The 18007-nt window shown below is 46.6% G+C and carries 10 protein-coding genes; 6 read left to right on the top strand and 4 right to left on the bottom strand.

The window, feature by feature from the left end:
* The first annotated feature begins 624 nt into the window (after positions 1-624).
* Positions 625-5157, top strand: coding sequence for a glutamate synthase large subunit (gltB, locus tag ABW391_RS11140; protein ID WP_353481940.1), 4533 nt, complete (start codon positions 625-627; stop codon positions 5155-5157).
* 99 nt (positions 5158-5256) lie between these two features.
* Positions 5257-6741, top strand: a complete 1485-nt coding sequence (locus ABW391_RS11135) for a glutamate synthase subunit beta (protein ID WP_353481939.1) — start codon at positions 5257-5259, stop codon at positions 6739-6741.
* Positions 6742-6869: 128 nt separating this feature from the next.
* Here ABW391_RS11135 and ABW391_RS11130 read toward each other — a convergent pair whose 3' ends face one another.
* The 4 genes from ABW391_RS11130 to ABW391_RS11115 all read right to left on the bottom strand — a co-directional run bounded on the left by ABW391_RS11130 (position 6870) and on the right by ABW391_RS11115 (position 10548).
* On the bottom strand, positions 6870-7313 hold the full coding sequence (locus ABW391_RS11130) for a DUF3291 domain-containing protein (RefSeq protein WP_353481938.1): 444 nt from the start codon (positions 7311-7313) through the stop codon (positions 6870-6872).
* A 99-nt stretch (positions 7314-7412) separates the two neighbouring features.
* Positions 7413-9146, bottom strand: a complete 1734-nt coding sequence (locus tag ABW391_RS11125) for a GMC oxidoreductase (protein ID WP_353481937.1) — start codon at positions 9144-9146, stop codon at positions 7413-7415.
* Between the two features lie 49 nt (positions 9147-9195).
* The gene (locus ABW391_RS11120; protein ID WP_353481936.1) at positions 9196-9747 is read right to left on the bottom strand and encodes a gluconate 2-dehydrogenase subunit 3 family protein; all 552 of its coding nucleotides are present in this window, start codon (positions 9745-9747) and stop codon (positions 9196-9198) included.
* Between the two features lie 297 nt (positions 9748-10044).
* Positions 10045-10548: a hypothetical protein gene (locus tag ABW391_RS11115; RefSeq protein WP_353481935.1), complete on the bottom strand. Its 504-nt coding sequence runs from the start codon at positions 10546-10548 to the stop codon at positions 10045-10047.
* Between the two features lie 321 nt (positions 10549-10869).
* On the opposite strand from ABW391_RS11115, the gene ABW391_RS11110 reads away from it, so the two are divergent.
* Genes ABW391_RS11110 through ABW391_RS11095 form a run of 4 tightly spaced genes read left to right on the top strand, consistent with a single transcriptional unit; the run spans position 10870 to position 17895 of the window.
* Positions 10870-12582 (top strand): CHAT domain-containing protein, encoded by a 1713-nt coding sequence (locus ABW391_RS11110; RefSeq protein WP_353481934.1) that lies wholly within the window; start codon positions 10870-10872, stop codon positions 12580-12582.
* A complete protein-coding gene (locus ABW391_RS11105) occupies positions 12579-14441 on the top strand; it encodes an nSTAND1 domain-containing NTPase (RefSeq protein WP_353481933.1) in 1863 nt (620 codons plus the stop codon). Before ABW391_RS11110 ends, ABW391_RS11105 begins: the two co-directional genes overlap by 4 nt.
* Positions 14438-16750 carry a WD40 repeat domain-containing protein gene (locus ABW391_RS11100; protein WP_353481932.1) on the top strand — a complete coding sequence of 771 codons (2313 nt, stop codon included), beginning with the start codon at positions 14438-14440 and terminating at the stop codon, positions 16748-16750. The genes ABW391_RS11105 and ABW391_RS11100 overlap by 4 nt, the downstream gene beginning before the upstream one ends.
* Complete coding sequence (locus ABW391_RS11095) at positions 16735-17895, top strand: hypothetical protein (RefSeq protein WP_353481931.1); 1161 nt, start codon at positions 16735-16737, stop codon at positions 17893-17895. Before ABW391_RS11100 ends, ABW391_RS11095 begins: the two co-directional genes overlap by 16 nt.
* The last annotated feature ends 112 nt before the right edge of the window (positions 17896-18007 follow it).

Here is an 18007-nt window from a genome sequence, read left to right as displayed (position 1 = left end):
TTCGACTTCCTATTCAAAACCCAAAATCGGGAAGTTAATTTTTCTGCGTTGCTAACTTCTTTTTCCTCCCTCGTGATGGCTTACCTTTGGGTAGGCCATTTGCATTTTGAAGCTGTAGCATCTCTTCTGCTTTTAATGACATTTTTCTTTGGACTGATTTCATAAAAAGAGAATAAATTTTGGTTGTTATTCCAATTCTACCGAAAGTAAGAATAATTTTTGCGCTACGGACAAATTATTATTTCAAGAAAGACTTTGTAAAATTTCTATTAAAATGCCCTTTTTTTTGATTATTTTGCGGTTAAGTGTCGGAGAAAGGCGAATTAAATTGAGCCATCAATGCACTTTTTTCTTCCGTTGCCATTTGCATTTCGGGTTGCGTTCAATATTTTTGATGTTCCACAAAATCACAGCGGAGTTTACAACGATTCATTTATTTGTCAAATTGTACCCAATTCTCTTAGCCTATTCTGATTACAATTGAAGACAAGCGACGGTAGAAACTAACCTAAGTCCCTCAACAACCTAACCAACCTATTGCTGTTATAGCTAACCAAATTGAAAAGAATCCATGGGTATCCCGTGTGAAAGACATTTTTTATTTATCAGACAACAGTTTTGCATATGAAGGAGACCAACCAAGGTTTATACGTTCCGCAACTGGAAAAAGACTCCTGTGGTACGGGTTTGATTGCGAATTTGAACAGCATCAAGTCCCATGAATTGGTGGAGGATGCGCTTACCATGCTGGCCAATATGGAGCATCGCGGAGCCTGTGGCTGTGAACCCAATACTGGCGATGGAGCTGGTATTCTCATCCAGACTCCTCATGAATTCTTTAAGAAAAAATGCCGGGAGCTAAAGTTTGATCTACCAGAATTTGGAGAATATGGTGTAGGAATGGTTTTCTTTCCCATGGATCGGGCACAACGCCAAGAATGCCGGGTTTTGTTTCAGGACTATATCGACGAATGTGGATTTGAACTGATTGGCTGGCGTAAAGTGCCAACCGATCACGAATTGTTGGGCGAATCGGCAGTTGCCGCAGAGCCGCGCGTGGAGCAAGTTTTTGTGAAACCCAAGCAAGCGATGGAATTGCGCACGTTAGAACGGCGTTTGTACATCTTGCGTAAGTTTGTCATCCACAACGTTTGCAAGGTATTTCCTCACGCAAAGGAAAGCTTTTACATCGCCTCCTTTTCCTACAAAACAGTTATATACAAGGGACAGTTAACAACATACCAACTACGTCCTTACTTTTTGGATCTGCAAGATGCCGATCTGAAATCAGCCATCGCAGTTATCCACTCCCGTTTTTCAACCAATACAGTTCCCAAGTGGAAATTGGCGCAACCTTTCCGTTACATTGCCCATAATGGCGAGATTAACACTGTTGTAGGCAACTTAAACTGGTGGCGCTCTAAGGAGAAAAACCTGATGTCTGAAATTTTCACAGACGAAGAACTGGAATTGATCAAACCAATCTGTGGCGATGATCTATCCGATTCTGGAAATTTCGACAACGTACTGGAATACCTGGTAATGAGTGGCTACTCGCTGCCTCATGCGCTGATGATGATGATCCCGGAGGCGTGGGAACACGACGATACCATGGAAGACTACAAAAAAGCCTTCTACGAATACCACAAAACCATCATGGAGCCCTGGGATGGCCCCGCTTCGATCTGTTTTACCAACGGTATACTGGTTGGTGCAACGTTGGATCGCAACGGGTTGCGTCCGTCCCGCTACTGCTTAATGGAAGACAATACCCTGATTGTTGCTTCAGAAGCAGGTGCCCTTCCTGTAGACCAATCCAAAGTAGTGAAAAAAGGTCGCCTGCAACCTGGTCGCATGTTGATCGCTGATTTGGACGAAGGTAGAATTGTTGGTGATGAAGAGCTTAAAAGCACCATTTGCCAACGACTGCCCTACAAGGATTGGTTAAAAGAACACCGGATGACCTTGAGCGATCTGCCTGAGAACATCCCTGGAGATGTAGAACTGGACAAACAAACCTTGTTCCGCAACCAACAGTTGTTTGGTTTTACCAAAGAAGACATCAAAGTCCTGATCAATCCAACCGTTGCGGAAGGAAATGAACCCCTTGGATCGATGGGGGCAGATACGCCATTGGCGGTATTGTCTCACCAATCGCAACACTTGTCCAACTATTTCAAGCAACTGTTTGCGCAAGTAACCAACCCACCAATTGACCCTATTCGGGAGCGTTCGGTGATGTCGCTGTTTGCGATGCTGGGAGGCAATCCAAAACACCTCGATTTGGTGCCAGAGCGAGGCAAGTTCATTCACCTGGAAAGCCCGGTCATCACCAACGGTGAACTCAATCGCGTAAAATACCTGGAGCACAATTACTTTAAATCAGGAGTAATCGATATGGTTTTTCGTGCCGATGGGCAGGAAGGCCGCCTAAAAGCAGCAATAGACCACATTTGCGCTGAGGCAGAAGATCAGGTGCGCCAGGGGGCCAATATTTTGATATTATCTGATCGCAATGCTGATGCAAAGCATGCGCCCATGCCCTCCTTGCTGGCCATTGGAGCGGTACACCACCACTTGATTCGCCGAGGGCTGCGTACGCTGACTTCTCTCGTGGTAGAAGCAGGGGATATTCGCGAAACGCACCATTTTTGTACCTTGATTGGATATGGCGCTACTTGCGTCAACCCTTATATGGTATATGCAACTATTGCAGAGCAACGCGCCTTGGGGTATTTGGATGCTAGCATTAAGTTGGAAAAGATGATCGATACTTTCAACAAAGTCATCGGCAAGTCGATTCTTAAGGTCATGTCCAAAAACGGCATTTCTACTCTTCAGTCTTACCAGGGTGCCCAGATTTTTGAAATCCTGGGAATTGCCAACGAGGTGGTTGAGAAATGTTTTACCGGTTCGGTTTCACGGGTTCAGGGCATCAGCTATGATGGGATCGCTGAAGAAATTTTGGTTCGTCATGCACTGGCCTTCCCGGAAAGCCCCGTTCCTGGCGAACAGCTCGAAGTGGGTGGGGTATACCAGTGGAAACGCCGTGGAGAAGCGCACTTGTTTAATCCCAAAAGCATCCACCACCTCCAGGTTGCATCCCGCAAAAACGATTACAAAGAGTATAAGAAATTTGCAGAGATCATTAATGAGCAAACCGAGCAGGCACTTACCCTGCGGGGCTTATTGACTTTCCGCAAGGGAAATCCCATTCCAATCGAAGAGGTTGAACCCGTAGAAAACATCATGAAGCGTTTTGCGACAGGTGCCATGTCTTTTGGGTCGATTTCTCACGAAGCCCACACTACACTTGCCATCGCCATGAACCGCATTGGGGGCAAAAGCAATAGTGGAGAAGGTGGCGAAGACGAGATCCGTTTTGAACCCAAAGAGAATGGCGACTGGGAACGTTCTGCAACCAAGCAAGTCGCTTCTGGCCGCTTTGGAGTAACGAGTTACTATTTGAGCAATGCATCAGAACTGCAAATCAAAATGGCACAAGGTGCCAAGCCAGGTGAAGGCGGACAGTTGCCTGGGCATAAAGTGGATGAATGGATTGGTCGGGTACGCCACTCTACACCAGGAGTAGGTCTGATTTCCCCTCCGCCACACCACGATATTTACTCTATCGAAGATTTGGCCCAGCTGATCTTTGACTTGAAAAATGCCAACCCTGCCGCACGCATCAACGTGAAGCTGGTATCCAAAGCAGGAGTTGGAATCATTGCCTCCGGGGTAGCCAAAGCACATGCCGATGCTATTCTTATTTCAGGACACGATGGAGGTACCGGGGCATCGCCTTTGACTTCTATTCGCCACGCGGGGTTGCCCTGGGAGTTGGGCTTGGCCGAAACCCACCAAACATTGTTGCGCAACAAACTGCGCGATAGGGTAGTGGTACAAACCGACGGCCAATTGCGTACGGGCAAAGACGTTGCCATCGCTACCTTGTTGGGCGCAGAGGAATGGGGCATTGCTACCGCCGCCCTAGTAGTAGAAGGTTGCATCATGATGCGCAAATGCCATGTGAATACTTGTCCGGTAGGTATTGCTACTCAAGATCCAGAACTGCGCAAACGATTTAATGGCAAGCCAGAACACGTGATCAACTTCTTCCGCTTCGTTGCCGAAGACTTGCGCGAAATCATGGCGGAATTGGGCTTCCGTACCATCAATGAAATGGTGGGTAAGGTAGAACTCCTGCGCCTGCGCAGCAATGTTCAGCATTGGAAGTACCGTCAGGTGGATCTGAATGCAATTCTGTTCAAGCAACCAACGGAGGAACACGTAGGCCATTACAAGAAGGTTGAGCAAGACCATGGCATCGCCAATGTTTTAGACCGCAAACTGATCTATCAGGCAAAATTGGCCTTGGAAAATGGCCAGAAAGTCAGTTCGATTTTCCCGATCCGAAATACAGATCGTGCAGTTGGGGCCATGCTTTCCAACGAAATATCCAAGCGCTACAAAGGTAAGGGCTTACCAGATTCCACCATAGATTTCCGCTTCCGAGGCTCAGCTGGTCAAAGCTTTGGTGCTTTTGCAGCACCGGGTATCCAATTTACCCTTGAAGGAGAAGCCAATGACTATTTTGGCAAGGGGCTTTCTGGTGGCCGCTTGATCGTGGTGCCGGATCGCGATGCCAAATTTGAACCACAAGAAAACATCATCATTGGCAACGTAGCCTTCTACGGTGCTACCGCAGGTGAAGCCTACATCAAAGGCATGGCTGGTGAACGCTTTGCTGTGCGCAACTCCGGCGTGAAAGCTGTAGTGGAAGGTGTTGGCGATCACGGCTGCGAATACATGACTGGAGGTGTTGTCGTAGTGCTAGGAGAAACGGGCAAAAACTTTGCCGCAGGCATGAGCGGTGGCGTTGCTTTTGTACACAATCCATTAGGTGAGTTTGAAAAACGCGTCAACCTGGAAATGGTCGATCTGGATCCAATGGAAGACGAAGACTTCGAATTGCTGCGCCGTATGTTGCGCAATCACTTCAGTTGCACAAGCAGCAAAGTGGCACGCGAAATGCTGGAAAACTGGGACGTCCAGAATCAGTTTTTCACCAAAGTAATGCCGCGCGATTACAAAGCTGTACTCGCCAAACGTGAAAAAAAGGTGAAGGTTGATGTCAAAGTTGCAGCAGCTTATTAAAGGTTTTAGGGGGGCTAATACCTACCCAACCCACGACTTCAGTCGTGGGAGGCACAAAAAGTTCTAACCCACGAATTTATTCGTGGAAAAAAAGTAAAAATGGCAGATCCAAAAGGATTTCTCAAACATACTCGCGAGCTTCCTTCTTCCCGCAAGCCAGAAGAACGAATCAACGATTACCGCGAGATTTACGATGTTTTTTCTAATGAAAAAACCGTTACCCAGGCTTCCCGTTGTATGGATTGTGGTGTTCCATTTTGTCACAGTGGTTGTCCATTGGGCAATATCATTCCTGAATTCAACGACGCGGTGTACCAGGAAGATTGGGAAGAAGCTTACCGCATTCTCAGCAGTACCAACAACTTCCCTGAGTTCACCGGGCGCATTTGTCCGGCTCCCTGCGAATCGGCTTGTGTACTGGGCATCAATCAACCCCCGGTAGCCATTGAGCTCATCGAGAAATCGATCGTTGAAATCGCTTTTGAAAAAGGCTTCGTCGTACCACAAGCACCTTTTCAACGTACCGGCAAGAAAGTTGCCGTGGTAGGTTCTGGGCCTGCTGGTTTGGGTGCTGCCGCGCAGCTCAACAAAGCTGGCCACCAGGTGACAGTTTTTGAGCGCAAAGACCGCGTTGGTGGTTTGCTCCGCTATGGGATTCCAGATTTTAAACTGGAAAAATGGGTCATTGAGCGCCGGGTTGGCGTGATGGAGCAAGAAGGCATCGAATTCAGGGTCAATACCAACGTGGGAGTAGACATCGAAGCCAAGCAATTGTTACAAGATTTTGATGCAGTGGTGCTTTCAGGCGGATCTACCATCCCCCGCGACTTGCCAATTCCCGGCCGTGAGCTGAAGGGCGTTTATTTTGCCATGGATTTTTTGGAGCAAAGCAACCGTCGCCAGGCAGGTGATCAACTTCCTGGGGCAGATGACATCTGGGCTACCGGCAAGCATGTAATTGTGATTGGAGGTGGAGATACTGGTGCCGACTGTGTTGGTACGTCCAACCGCCACCGTGCAGCATCCATCACTCAAATCGAGTTGCTGTCCAAGCCGCCCAACGAACGCGACCCGCTCAGTTGGCCAAACTGGCCAATGGTTTTGCGCACTTCTTCTTCACACGATGAAGGTTGCAATCGCCAGTGGGCCATTCAAACCAAACGCTTCATCGGTGACGAGCAAGGCAATGTCAAACAATTGGAACTGGTAAATGTAGAATGGGGAATGGATCATACCACTGGTCGCTACTCTTTTATGGAAGTACCCGGTACGGAACAAATTATTTCTTGTGATTTGGCATTACTGGCCATCGGTTTTGTACACCCTCAACACCAGGGCATGCTCGAACAATTGGGCGTAGAACTGGATGAACGCGGCAACGTAAAAGCCAATGAGCAAAAATACCGAACCAGCAACAAGAAAATCTTTGCAGCCGGCGACATGCGCCGTGGCCAATCCCTGGTGGTTTGGGCCATCTCCGAAGGCCGTGAATGTGCCCGCCAGGTGGATTTGTTCCTGATGGGGCATTCCAATTTGGAGGCGAAGGAGGATTCGCCGTTGATGTTGCACGAGATTGAGGAATAACCGTCGGGGCAACCCTATGTGGTTGCCCTCCCACTCCGCAAGACAACAGGTACGGGCAACCCTACGTGGTTGCCCGTACCACCACATAGGGGCAACCACATAGGGTTGTCCCTACAGGTTTATACGGATCACCGATCAACCAATCGTTTAAACGTAAACGCCCACTCCGACTCCCCGTGCTCCCTCAAATACAGCAAGCGATCGCGCCCCTCTTCAGCGGTAGGCAATGTACCAGCGGGTACCCACCACAAGGCCATATGTGCTACCTCCATTTTTTCAAACCAACGCGTCCGGTCGCGGAAGACTTGCACATGAGCGGACTTGTAAGCAAAATTCTTGAGGTCGTCAATGCTTTCCCATACCGACATGTTGACAATCAGCAGCGAGTCTCCAAAAACGTCGATGTTGGTGGCATTGCCACTTTCTTCTTTTAAGCGCCAGACAAAACCTGGGCTACTTTCTGCCAGGGAGTTGATGTCATCAAGTTGACGGACGAAATCAGCAATGAGCGGGTCGTCAATGGGCGCCAGAAGGCGGGCGATGTTGATTTGTGCGAGGTGATTTTGTGACATTTGGTGAGCGATTTGGCTAAAAGATAAGTTTTTTCAAAAAAAAGCGGCAACAGATGGTCACATCCGCTGCCGCTCCACTCAATATTGCGAAATAAAAACTTACAAATTCCCCTTCTTCAACTCCGAAACCGCATAATCCGCAGCTCTGGCAGTCAGCGCCATATAAGTCAAAGATGGATTGACACAGTTGGCTGAAGTCATGGCAGCACCGTCCGTTACGAATACGTTAGGAGCAGCCCAAACTTGGTTGTGTTTGTTGAGTACCGAGTTTTTGCGGTCAGTACCCATGCGGGCCGTCCCCATTTCGTGGATGCCCAAACCAAGAGCAGGATCGCTGCCTCTGGAAGTTACGTTCTTTGCACCCATGGCTTCCAACATTTCGGCAGCATCGGTTTGCATGTCTTTGCGCATGTTGAGCTCGTTGTCGGTGTAGCCGGCATCCACCACGATTTGTGGCAATCCCCATTGGTCTTTCTTGTCGGGGCTAAGGAACATCATGTTGTCTTTGTAAGGCAACCATTCTCCAAAGCCGCCCATACTTACACTCCATGGGCCAAGGGAAGTCAATTGCTTTTTGAAGTCTTCACCAAAGCCTAGAATGTCGCGGTTCCAGCCCATACGCGTTCCGCCGCCCTGGTAACCAAAACCACGGATATAGCCCTTCCCTTCTTGATAGAGGTTGCGGTACCGAGGAATGTAGAAGCCATTGGGCCTGCGGCCAAAGGTTGTTTTATCCAATTCACCTTCAAAAGTACCGCTAGCGCCCACGCCCAAGTGGTGGTCCATCAGGTAACGCCCCAAAGAACCCGACTCATCCAAGCCAGCATCACCGTACCGTTGGGTTTTGGTGTTCATCAAAATGCCCGTGGAAGCAACACAGGAGGCATTAACGAAGATAATTTTGGCAAAAAACTCCATTGGTTGTTTGCTCAACTCATCAACTACGTTTACCCCTTTGGCTTTGCCAGTGGTTTCGTCATAAATCAAAGATCCCACAATGGAGTGTGGGCGGAAGGTCATGTTGCCCGTGCGCTCGGCGGCAATCAACGTAGCGCCGTTGCTGCTGAAGTAGGCACCATAAGGGCATCCTCTGGAACAGAGGTTGCGGTATTGGCATTTGCCGCGGCCCAAGGCGAGTTGCTCCTGCGTAGGTGCAGTCAAGTGGGCAACGCGACCGGGAATCACCTTACGGCCATTCCATTTCTTTTCAACCGAACTTTTGAGGATTTTTTCCGCAGCGGTCAGGTCCATGGCCGGTTGGAAATCACTATCGGGCAAATGTGCCAGATTTTCTACCGATCCACTAATGCCTGCGAAGCGCTCTACATAGCTGTACCAGGGCGCAATGTCGTCGTAATTGATGGGCCAAGGGGTGGCAATGCCATCTTTGGCATTGGCTTCAAAGTCCATTTGGCTCCAGCGGTAAGTCTGCTTACCCCAGGTAATCGAACGGCCCCCTTTGTGGTAGCCTCGCATCCAGTCGAAACGTCTTTTTTCGATGTAAGGATGTTCGGTATCCTTGACAAACAAGTAAGCTGTACCCTCGTTTTGTACGGTATAGCCAGTGCGGGCTTGCACACTTTGTTGCTTTATGCTCTCTTCGGGAGAGCGCCCCATGTGAGGCAAATCCCAAGGCATACTCATCGTGGTCTGGTAATCGACTACGTGACGTAGATCGCGGCCTCTTTCGAGTACCAGCACTTTAAGCCCTTTTTGGGTCAATTCTTTGGCAGCCCAGCCGCCGGAGATGCCCGATCCTACTACAATGGCGTCGAAGGAGTTTTCTGCAACTACGCCGTTATGGTTGATTTGCATGGATGTTCTTTTTTTCATTGGTCATCAATTGTACGCATTTACTACCGTACAAGAGCTGACGATTGACTTACAAATAAATTTTGTCTCCCATTTTGTACAACTCCTCGCCATTCCAGCGACCTGGAGCAATTTGGTACTCAAAAGCAGTGGAAGCACCAACCTCGCTATTGACGTAACAGAACTTAACCAAATCTTTGGTCATGCGAATGAACCCAGGCTTGCCTTTAATGGCGCGCTCAGCTTTCTCCATTTCGGTCAATACTTCGATTTGCTTGGCTTTGCTCAATTTGGCAAAACTTGCACCTTGCTTGGTTTTGCAATCGGCATCAAGATTTACCATGCCATCCATGATCAGTTTCTGATCTTCGGCTTTGTAGCAATCTTGAAGTAAAATCTCAAACAAACGTGGTACCCCGGCTTCGACTGCTCCTGGCGTATCCGTTTTTGGGATGATGCACTCGGAAATGGCAGCCAACAATTTCCGTTGTTTGCCAGCCAAAAGGGTTGGCTTGATTCCATCGCCCAATGGCTCGGCGATGCGGGCAAAGACAGATTCCGGCAAGGCCAAGGAGGCTCCGAAAAATGCCGTTACGATCTTTACAGCTTCTCTTCTCTGCATGATTGAAAAAGAATTAAAACCCGCAAATGAATTCAGTATGAGGAATGAATTTCTTCTTGGGTATGAGTTGATACTTGTGAATGATCCGATTCTCTAAAAGCAAACAAGCTCTGTAAAAATAGCAAGAGGAAATGGTTTTTTCTATAAAATAATCAGTGTTTGACCAAAGGTTTGCAATAAGATTTTGAATGACCGATTGACGACAAATCAGTGCATGGAAATTCTAACAAAAAACGGGTGGACGACAGCACTGTCATCCACCCGAAGCGATTCAAAATAGACTTATTTTAAATTCGTTTAGTTGAGTACATACCGAACGGCAAGCGCACCATAAGTTTGGAAACTGTTGTAGTAAAAATCCCCAACAACGTAAGTTGGAACCCAGTCAGCAGTTAGGCTGATTGGTGTATTTGGGAATTTATAATCTAAACCCAAGTACCCAGAAATACCAACGCCAATTTTTCCATAGTTGTCATAATAAGCATTGCCGTAATTGTTGATGATTGCACTGGCACCGAAACCATAATACCATTGTAACCCATCAACGCCGTTGATAGGTTTATGGATTTGATAAGCGGCGCCAAGGTGGATGGAGTTGAAGCCAAAGCCAGAAAAACCTCCATATGATCGGTAACCGGCAAATAACTCAACCGCATTGGATTCAGAAATGAAAGTTTTGTAGGAAATAGAAACAGGATAGCCCAAACGTAGCCCAATTGCAGATTTGTACTCTTGGGCATGAATCGCGTTACTAAAGAAAATAGCTCCTAAAAAGGCGAACAGGAAAAACAGTTTTTTCATCGTATAAGAGTTTAAGGATTAACAAGCATGCTGTTAAAGATGGGTAATGAGCAACGGCAAAGACAGATTAGGTAAAACGGGCGAAAGCTGCAATCAGAGCAGGCAAGGAATTTTTGTGTAGTAAAATTACCATTTTTTCCCATCACCGCGCAACCTATATCTGATGAAAAATGCGTTAATAGAGACAAACAGTGGAATTTAATGGACATGTTTCGTAAAAAACCAATTTTTAAGTAGGAGTTAATCCGAAAAAAAATTAATTTCACTTCTTAAAATTCAGTTTCAGGCAAAAAATGAATTGCCCAGACGTACGCCTAAATAATGAAGCAACCCGTAATTTTTTTGGCTTTTGCCAATGATAAAGATGATCACTTACCCTTGTTGGACGAGGAGCGTAAGGTCATTAACGGGCATTTGCTTCCATTGGCCAACCAACAATTTCTTCAATTGGTTATCGAACCTACCGCTACAACTACCGATTTAAGCCGCTACATTACTGATTTGAAAGACCGGGTTGCCATTTTTCATTATGGCGGTCATGCGGGTAGCCGGGATGTTTTTTTGCAGGATCAAGCTGCCAATTCAGATGGAGTTGCTCAATTGTTGGCCCTGCAAAAGGAGTTGAAATTGGTATTTCTTAACGGTTGCTCTACCCGGGCTCAGGTTGGGTTGTTACAAGAGCTAGGCATTCCAGCCGTCATCGCCACTGCGGTACCCATTGCAGACAATGCTGCCAAAACTTTTTCGGATGTATTTTATCGGGCTTTGGCCGAAGAGCATACCCTGGAGGAAGCTTATAAATTGGCTGCTGCCAATCACCTGATGACCACCGGGCAGGCGGCCGGAATCAACCGTGGTGTGCGGGTACGCAAAGAAGAAACCGAAGTGCTGCCTTGGGGATTGTACATTACCGAAGGCAAAGAAGCGGTGCTGAGTTGGAAAATATCCCGCCAAAACATTGGATCATTTATCATTCGAGGTGCGGGCTTGAAATACAGCGGGGTTGTCATTAATCAAAAACTGGTGATGGCCATTGCCAATGCCATTGCGCCGTATAGCCGAAACATCCAATTTCTTTTGGACGAGGCCAAATCCAAGAACCGCGAACCCAAAATGCGCGATTTGCGGGTTGCGGTAATCGATTCTTTTCCTACGCCAATTGGCATGCATTTGCGCAAATTGTTGATTGTTGAAGAAATAAGTACCGATCGCCTCCAAAAAATCGTTAACCTGTACCAAGTTTCCTCCCAATTTTTGGCCTATGTTTTAATGGCACAAGTTTGGGATGAAAAATTCAGTCAGCCTGGGTTTAAAATTTTACCCCAGACCCAAGATACTTTGAATGCGTTTTTTGCACTTTCAACTGCAGATAGCCAAACCTATAACTTCGTAACCCTCATTCAGGCATTGGGAGACACTTTGGTGGAAAACAGCACCCCATTATTTGTGGAGGAATTTGTTGCCCTGCGCAAACAATACCTTGAAGAACCAGAGCTCCAAAATGCCGTGCTTTTTTTGGAAGAAATGAAGCGTGAACTCAGTGGTTCGGTGGCTGCAGATGAAATCGAAAGTTTTTGTGTGCAAGGTGAAGACAATTTGTGCCTGATTTTCAAACACATTGGTTTTGCTGCAAAATATACCCTGGCTACAATCAAAATGATTGAACTGGTCAAGGTAAGGCATGCTACCCCACGGTACAAACACAACCTGGTGGTACTCAATCAGCTCACTGCTGCCATCGGTGTACTGGATGATGTGTTGGAATCTATAGAATACACCGACAACAATTCAGTGATCTTGATGCGAGACGAGGAAACGGTGAAGCCTTCCCTCAATTTATCGCCTTTTCTTTTGGATGAAAATGCACTTTCAGGCCAGCAAAATTCTAAATTGTTCTTTTTTACGAGTAGGGAGGGGCGTCAATTGAATTTCACCTTAATCGACAATCTCAAGGATACTTTGAATATAACTGGAGACAATTACCCGGTAGTGACAGAGCTTTTTGATGGCTTTTTTCATAAATTTTTGCCATGACCCGTACACCTTTCAAGTTTTTGGATGCCTACGGTAAAGCAGATACCGAAATCTTCTTCGGACGTGAAGGGGAAGTAGAATTGCTGTATCAAATGAGCTTTCAAACCAACTTAATGCTGGTTTATGGCGTGTCAGGTACGGGCAAAACCAGTTTGGTACAGTGTGGTCTGGCCGGAAAATTTGAATCCAGCGATTTGTTTGACATCACCATTCGCCGCAAAAATAACCTCAATGATTCTTTTTGCGATGAATTGAAAAAACACGATCTGGAAGGTGCTTTTGAAACCGATTTCACCCCGGATCAAATGATCCATTCCTTGTATTTGGATTACTTGCGCCCGATTTACCTCATTTTTGATCAATTTGAAGAATTGTTCATTTTGGGTTCTCCGCAGGAAGAGGCTGTATTTATCAAAACCGTTAAAAAATTGCTGCAAGCCGAACTTCCTTGCAAGTTAATTATTGTTATCCGCGAAGAATACCTCGGGCATTTATCGGCTTTTGAGAAAGCAGTACCCCAAATTTTTGACAAACGTCTGCGGGTAGAGCCCATGAGTCGAGGCAATGCCAAAAAGGTCATCATCAATACCCTTCAAAACGACAAAGTCAAAGTGGTACTGAGCGACGATATGGTTGCCGAGACCATCATCGATAAAGTAACCGAAGGCATGGGACGGGTACAACTGACCTACCTTCAGGTGTTTCTAGACAAATTGTACCGTGTCGCCTCATTGCGCGGTGGCCCCGAAGTGGTGTTTGATCAAGATTTGGTCAATGAAATTGGCCGCATTGAAGATGTTTTGCGCGACTTTCTCGACGAGCAACTCGATGTGTTTGCCCAGGAAATTGATTCCAGGGAGTTGGGTTTGAAATGGCTCAAACTCTTTGTATCCGATAAAGGCACCAAAATACCCATCAAACGCCAATACATTGAGCGCGCCATGCCAGAATTGGGCCGTTTAAAGCATTTTAACTACCTCCAATTTTTTGTCAATCACCGCATCTTGCGACCGCTTGACAACGACCAGTACGAGTTGGTACACGACAGTCTGGCACTGAAGCTGTCCCAAACCAAAACTGCGGGCTTGCCCATGCCTTTGCAGGTGCCTGCGCAACAACTGCCCGCCAATCCTTTCCTCAATTTTTCGGCCTATGAACCAGAGATGGCAGAATTGTTTTTTGGCCGGGAAAAAGAAATCCGTGAACTGTTTGATAAGGTTGTCAACGATACCGAAGTGCGTACAACCCTGGTTTTTGGGCCGATTGGCGTAGGCAAAACATCCCTAATCCGGGCAGGATTGATCCCCAGGGTGAAACAGTTGTTTCGCACTGCCTATATTGCCCTGAGTCGGGAATTGTTCGAGCAAACTATTTTCACCGAAATATTTTTAAAACCACCCAAAAAAGAAGATACACCGCTGCTCTTAACCCTCTTTTTTGGTGTTGATGCCCCTTCCATCGCCCCGGATGAACGAAAAGTACTCATCTTTGATCAATTGGAAGAGTTGTTTATCTGGATTCCAGAAACCACCCAATTGGAGCTTTTTTATCGACATCTGGCTCATTTGTTAGATGGCAACCACAATTGTGATCTCGTGTTGGTGATTCGGGATGAGTTTTTTGCCAATTTGCAAGACCTTGAGACCTATATCCCGGGTATTTTAGAAGAACAAATGCGCGTTAAATATTTAGACAAGTCTACAACCACCGATGTGATTCGCCGAAATTTGCATTATGCTGCGGTCGAATTGGAGGATGATAAAGTGATGGAGCGCATTTTAGACAATGTGATGGAAGGGGACGGTAAAATCAATTTGACTTTTCTGCAATTGTACATGCATAAATTGCTGAGCACTTGAAAAGAATTACGCTCGACAGCCTGAGTAAATTGGGCATGGGAAACAACATGGTAGAAGACCTGCTCGATCAGCAGGTTCGCGAAATCGAAGCCATCCTCGGGGAAGAATACCGGGGCATGGGCAACAAGGTTTTGTCTATGTTTGTACAAAGCGGGAATCGGGTTCAACTCAGCGAAGACAACATTGCAAATGAGCTGTATGCCAAAAAGGGAATTCCCCGCAATAAGATAGAACGGGTTCTGGCTCAAATGACCAGTACCAATTTGTTGCGTAAAACCTCAGGCGGCAAATATGAATTGAGCAACAACCTTTTGGCACAACGTGCTTATCAAAAAGTAGAAGCCGAAAACCGGGTATTGCGTACCATGCGCTCAACCATTCGAGACCGCATGCAACGCAAGGAGTTTCTGGATGAACATTACCTCAATTACATTACCTCCTCTATCGAATTATTAGAATTAAATCCTGAAGAGGCTGATTTTGTAAGGGAATCTCGGGAAGCAATCCAGCGCAACAAAAGGCGGAGAGGCTATTTGTTTGTTTTAATTTTTATGGCCATCACTGCAATGGCATTATTAGCTTGGTTTCAAAGTCGTGTAGCCGAAAAGAATTCCAAGAAATTGGCACAAATAAATCTGCAACTCAATGAAAGCCGTGATAGCTTAAATCAAGCACTGGATACTGAAAAAGAATCTGCAAATACGATTCAGCAAAGTCTGGATTTTGCCATTGCTGAAAAACAAAGAGCAGATTCATTGGCCAAGGTCGCAAAAGAATATGCGGCCCAAGCCAAAGCTGAAGCCGCTCGTGCCAATGAAAATGCCCGGCAAGCACAAAGTGAGAGAAATCGCGCTAAGCAAGAAGCAGCCAATGCCATTCGCTCTAGCGAACTTGCCCGGCAGGCTGAAGCCAAAGCCACACAATCGGCGGAAAAAGCAGAACGCTTGCGCAAAGAGGCCGAACAATCAGAAAAAGATGCCGAGAAAGCCCGTAAACGCGCTGTAGTTTTCAGCAATGCTGTCATTGCCCTCAATGCGGCCCTCAAGAGTCAGGAACTTGACGATCCGCGTTTGCAAGCTCTGGTGGCACGGCAGGCTTACAATATTGTCAGTTCCTCCCCTGAGTTGGGATTGACACGCCACCCTTATATCTACAATGCATTGTACTACGCCGTCAAAGACGTAGATCCATCCACCCAGTTCAGATCAAAAGCCCAGGAAGGTTCGATCCGCGACATTGTTTTTCAAAGCAATGGCAAACGATTTTTTACAACTGGGAGTGATGGCAAAGTGATTCAATGGGACATTGATGAATGGAACGCTTTAGGCGTACCCGCCCACCGTCGAACTTTATTGCCTTTTGATGGGGATGCCGTACACAATTCACTTTCACTAAGTGCCAACGAAGATCAGTTGTTGGTGGGAGGAGAACTGAATTACATGCAAGTGTACAATTTTGGCAACAAAACAACCCAACGGATTCCCTGGCCAAAAGGGAAATCCCACGAAGAGATAACCGCCAGCCACTTTCTCAACAATACCGGGGCTGTGGCCGGAATGGGATTCAGACATGCTTATTATAAGAGCGGGAGCAATGCTCCAATGCGCGATATTCCTAAATTGTACTCAGGAGCGAGCACATTTTTGGAAACCGATCGGGGGATGATTCCTTTGAGCGCGCAATTCATCTACCGCGATGGAGATACCGAATTCAACATCGAAGGTTTGATCAATGGCCGCATGGTACGCCAGGAAAGACATACCCGCAATATTACGCTTCAAAGCAATTATGGCGTTTTGACAGGGCTAGCTGCACAACAAAGTAGCGGGGCAGGACTGATGGCTTTTGGTTTCCAAAATGGCCAGATTTTGTTGGGTAGAATGGATGTGGCAACCCTCGATATCAACAACCTGGTACCTCTATTCAAGCAAAACCAGTCGCCGATTGTCCATCTCGCATTTAGCCCCAATGGACGATACCTGGCTGCGGCCAGTTTGGACGGTCGGGCAACGTTGTGGGACTTGAAAATTTATGAAAGCGATCCTACTTACCAGCCTTTGCTGCTGGAAGACCACGAGGGTTGGGCTACTTCAATCTGCTTCTCACCAGATGAGCGTTTTTTACTGGTGGGAACCAAAAATGGGGAAGTCGCTTTTTGGAACCTCGATCCCAGGGTTTATGCCGAACACCTTTGCAATCAGTTGCGTGCCCGCTACCTTTCGCCCCGTTATGATGAAATGGAAAGCACCGATTGGCGTCGTTTTTTTGGCACTGATATAAAACAACAGAAGGTATGTGGTGGCAATTGAAAACCTATAGCCCAGCCCTAAACGGGTACTCATGCCCCAGCTCATATCTGGGAGGAATGGTTGTAGTGCTCCTGCTCTTCAGCCGCACATTTGTGGCGGCTCAAAGAGACAGTTGTCAGGATAACCTCAGTCAAGCCAGTCAGTTATATGAAAAAGGCAAACTCAGTCAAGTCATTGCTGTTCTGGGGGATTGCCCTTATGATCGAGATCAAAGTCGGAGTTTTCGGCGTACAGCGCTCAATCTCTCTACGGAAGCTTATATCTTTATGGACAGTACCAGCTTGGCTCAGCACACCTTATTGAAATTGCTACAAGTCGATCCGTTTTACAAAATAAATGCCGAAATACCGGAAATGCGCTATTTGCGTCAGCAGGTAATCAGTTTTCCATGTGCGGAGATATCGGGCAGTTTTGGGCCAATCCTTTTCACTTCAGCTCAATTTTTAAGTTCAACTACCTTGCCGGGCGCAAGCATTACCAGCCGCGAGCAAATTTTTAAGAGCGCTGATGGAGATTACGACATCAGCTGGGGTTTCCAGGGTGGCGTTGATATTGGAATGGCTTTATACCGGCATTCTAATTTTGATTTGCATTTCGGCGTAACCGTTTCACGCTATTCGTTTCGATATTTAATGCAGTTGGAAAATGTAGAAAGCCAAAATGGAGAAATTGACAACGCCTCGCTTTTTGTGGCAGAAAAGCATCTCTGGCTGCGGGCGCCGGTTTATTTGTCACTCAATCTGGTTCCGCGTGACGAGATTGTGAATCGCCATTTGATTCCTTACCTCAAATTGGGAGGTAGTTTTGACTATCTACTGAGCAATACGGCCAAATTGAGCACACTGAAGCTCACTTACCAATCTGACCCCACTGCTGCCATTGTTTCTCCCTCGGAGTATATTGGCGATTACCGAAAATCCAATACGTTTTCGGTAATCGGTGGAGCTGGATTAAAATTACACTTGCACCGCTTGTTCTTTTTGATGGATGCACAATACACCTATACATTACAAAACCTGCGCAATACCAACAGCGATCAATTGATCATCCAAAAATTTGCTTACGTTGACAACGACTTTAAATTGAGTAATTTAAGTTTAAATTTTGGCTTGGGCGTCTTCTTGTTTAGGGCAAAAGTCAGGTGAAAAACGTCATCGTTCTCCTTGTCTATTTATCCACTGCAAACGTTTGTTCTATTTTCAATCCTCTTCTCGGCATCAAAATTTAGGATTTTAGCCGTACCTTTCCACCGTGTTA

This window comes from Haliscomenobacter sp. (genome assembly GCF_040403615.1).
Classification (GTDB): domain Bacteria; phylum Bacteroidota; class Bacteroidia; order Chitinophagales; family Saprospiraceae; genus Haliscomenobacter.
Note: the sequence above shows the minus strand (reverse complement) of the source record. Positions and strands in the feature narration are given on the sequence as shown.